This window comes from Mogibacterium sp. CM50, from assembly GCF_000293155.1.
Classification (GTDB): Bacteria; Bacillota; Clostridia; order Peptostreptococcales; family Anaerovoracaceae; genus Mogibacterium; species Mogibacterium timidum.
Map to the genome: position 1 here is coordinate 1 of NZ_ALNL01000015.1, position 3077 is coordinate 3077.

The 3077-nt window shown below is 38.8% G+C and carries 5 protein-coding genes; 4 read left to right on the forward strand and 1 reads right to left on the reverse strand.

Going from position 1 to position 3077, the window contains the following annotated elements; translation table 11 throughout:
- The 3 genes from HMPREF1152_RS02320 to HMPREF1152_RS02330 form a co-directional block, all read left to right on the forward strand.
- A partial coding sequence (locus HMPREF1152_RS02320) for a relaxase/mobilization nuclease domain-containing protein (RefSeq protein WP_009643550.1) occupies positions 1-1233 on the forward strand: 1233 nt, incomplete at its 5' end.
- A 115-nt stretch (positions 1234-1348) separates the two neighbouring features.
- Positions 1349-1681 carry a DUF6050 family protein gene (locus HMPREF1152_RS02325; RefSeq protein ID WP_009643549.1) on the forward strand — a complete coding sequence of 111 codons (333 nt, stop codon included), beginning with the start codon at positions 1349-1351 and terminating at the stop codon, positions 1679-1681.
- A 21-nt stretch (positions 1682-1702) separates the two neighbouring features.
- On the forward strand, positions 1703-2125 hold the full coding sequence (locus HMPREF1152_RS02330) for a nuclear transport factor 2 family protein (protein ID WP_009643551.1): 423 nt from the start codon (positions 1703-1705) through the stop codon (positions 2123-2125).
- Between the two features lie 170 nt (positions 2126-2295).
- On the opposite strand, the gene HMPREF1152_RS02335 is transcribed toward HMPREF1152_RS02330, so the two are convergent.
- Complete coding sequence (locus tag HMPREF1152_RS02335; RefSeq protein WP_039883381.1) at positions 2296-2634, reverse strand: cysteine-rich VLP domain-containing protein; 339 nt, start codon at positions 2632-2634, stop codon at positions 2296-2298.
- Between the two features lie 186 nt (positions 2635-2820).
- Here HMPREF1152_RS02335 and HMPREF1152_RS09510 point away from each other — a divergent pair.
- Positions 2821-3077 (forward strand): IS1 family transposase (locus tag HMPREF1152_RS09510; protein WP_198004068.1); only part of this gene is annotated, 257 nt, incomplete at its 3' end.

Consider the following 3077-nt stretch of genomic DNA (forward strand, 5'->3'; position numbering starts at 1 on the left):
AGCTATGAAACCGCAGATATAGAATTTGCCTTTACGCTTTCACAGGCACTCGATAAAGGAAACAATTTAGCCCATCACCTGATACAGTCCTTTGAGCCGAGAGAGGTAAGTTTTGAAAAAGCCCATGAGATTGGAAAGCAGCTTGCGGACGCCGTAACAAAAGGACAGTACGAATATGTCCTAACCACCCATATTGATAAAGGGCACGTCCATAATCACATTATTTTCTGTGCCGTCAATTTCGTGGATTATCACAAATATAATTCCAACAAAAGAAGCTATTACGGAATCAGAAATATCAGCGACCGCTTATGCTATGAAAACGGTCTGTCGGTCATCACTCCGGAAAAAGGACGAAAAGGAAAAAGCTATATTGAGTACCAAACGACAAAGAAAGGTAGAAGCTGGAAAGGAAAGCTGAAAGAAACGGTTGATCTTCTGATTCCTCAGGTAAAGGATTTTGAAGAGCTTTTAGAGAAGCTTCAAGCTTCCGGTTATGAAATCAAACGCGGGAAATATACATCCTGCTGTGCACCCGGACAGGAGCGATTTACAAGGCTGAAAACTCTCGGTATTGATTATACGGAAGAAGCAATCCGAAAACGCATTGCAGGAATAAGAAGCCATAATGTCAAGACACTGAAGCAGGAACAAGGAATATCTCTACTGATTGATATTGAAAATAATATCAAGGCACAGCAATCGGCAAGCTATGAGCATTGGGCAAAAATCCATAATCTGAAACAGGCTGCAAAGACAATGAATTTCCTTATGGAAAATAACATTAAGCAGTATGAGGATTTAATCAGTCGAATAGATGAAATCGTCCTCGACAGCGAACAGACGGCAACTAACTTGAAGCAGGCGGAAAAGAAGCTGTCCGATATGGCTGTTCTGATAAAAAATATCTCAACCTATCAAAAGACAAAGGATATTTACAGAGGATATATCAAGGCAAAGAATAAGGAAGCATACAAGCATAAGCATGAAAGCAGCCTGATTCTTTATGAAGCTGCGACAAAGGCGTTAAATGATGCAGGCATTAAAAAGCTTCCGAATCTTACCACTTTGCAGAAAGAATATTCCGTCCTGCAAAAGCATAAGGAAGTTCTCTATTCCGATTATGGAAAGTTCAAAAGTAAAGTCAAAGAATATCAAAAAATCAAACAGAATGTTGATACGATTTTACAAAGAGAAAATACAGGCAAGGAGCATACAAAAACCATTGAATGATTCTTCTTGTGGATGGAGAATAAATTTCATGGTATGCTATGACTAACTAAAGAAACGGGAAAGACAATATATTTAAGGACAGAAAGCAGTTCCCGAAAGAAAAGGAGCTGATATTATGACACGCGGAGAAATATGGAAAGATTTTTTTAAGAAAGTAATAGTGCCGGTTTTACTTACAGCCTTTCTCTTTTATTGGGGAACGAAAATATTTACGCAAAACGGGGCAACAAACTATTTTTATGTATGGTTGTTTTGCGGTGTTCCTTTCGGTATCAGAAGAATGTTTTTATGGCTGATTCCGGTAAATCATGACTTTACTGCAACGGTAGGAATATTTGCTGTAAATATCATTGTCGGCGGATTGATCGGCTGCATTGTGATTATATGGCAGCTTCTGGTTGCGGCATGGTATATTCCGCTTACGATATATAGGCTTGTAATAGAATAATGTACAGAAAGAAGTGTTTTTATGAAAAGGGAAAAAGAAAGAATTATCCGAAGCTGGTTTGAAATGTGGCTTCATAAAGAAGATACGGATATTCAAGATTTGTTTGAAGAAAATGCCGTGTATATAGAAAGCTGGGGACCGGAATATCACGGAGCAGAGAAAATCAAGTATTGGTTTTATGAATGGAATACTCGCGGAGAAGTTCTAAAATGGGATATTAAACAGATTTTTCATAATGAAAATCAAACGATTGTCTTTTGGTTTTTTGAATGTGAAATGAAAGACGGTATAAAACAGAGCTTTGACGGAATATCTGACATAACATGGGGTATGAACAAAAAAATAGTAAAGCTTCAGGAATACGGCTGTAATATAGAAAGATACGATCCTTATGCGAATGGCGAAAATCCTGTATTCAGAAATGAAAAATCCTTATGGTTCTAATAGCAAAAAAACAGCGGACGCAGCAGGCACAAATTTATGGCTGTCGCGTCCGTTTTTTCTTGCCCCCTATGTTACGCAGTTAAACCTTGATTTTAAGGATATAGATATAAACCCTTAATATAAGCTGAAACGCTTCTAAAAAGCAAGGTTTTACAAGGCCTTTACACCCTCTATTTCGTAACAAGGCTTCTCTTTTTTCGCATTCTTTCCGCTGCCTGCTTTCTTGTGATTTTCTTTCTGCAATCGGGGCAATATTTCACGTTGTTGGACTTTGATGCAAAGGGCGCTCCGCATACAGTGCAACGGCGTTTTTCCTCCGGTGCATAAAGCTCTGCAAAAAGCTCTCTGTCAAGAGGAAGCACCGCATCTGAAAACCATTTGCAAAGAAGCGAACAGGAAATAAGCTGCGGACAAGGACAGGCTTCCCCATTGTCAAGCAAAATGCAGTTTCCATTATCATAGTTACAGCATTCTTTTCTCACAAGGCGATTGACACGCTTTAGGCTTATAGGACAAAAAACGTGTTACAAAACCGCTATAGCCATTGAAATTTCAATGGCTATAGCGGTTTTATCTTTTTTGAAAGAAGATAGAGGGTGGACAAAAAACGTGTTTAGAATGCTTGTTAACAGTTGAAATTTCAACATGTATTGGCGTTATATCTTTCTGAGAATGAATTATCGGGAGGATACCGAATGAAGAGCGTTAATTGTCCATATTGTGGAGCCAAATGTATCAGACATGGAAAGAATAGTTCAGGTACGCAGAGATGGTTTTGCCCTGAGTGCAAGTCATCATTTACACCTAAAATCGATAACTCGTCAAAGCAATTAAATATGTTCCTGAAGTGGTTGTTTGGACGAAGCACTCAAGCGAATATGCCGGGTGGAGGCAGAACATTTCGTAGAAATACGGTAAAGTTCTGGAACCTGTGGCCTATGCCTCCTGTCAT

Coding starts and splice junctions, on each gene's coding strand:
- HMPREF1152_RS02330 (WP_009643551.1), top strand. CDS start 1,703: ATGAAAAGGGAAAAAGAAAGAATTATCCGAAGCTGGTTTGAAATGTGG.
- HMPREF1152_RS02325 (WP_009643549.1), top strand. CDS start 1,349: ATGACACGCGGAGAAATATGGAAAGATTTTTTTAAGAAAGTAATAGTG.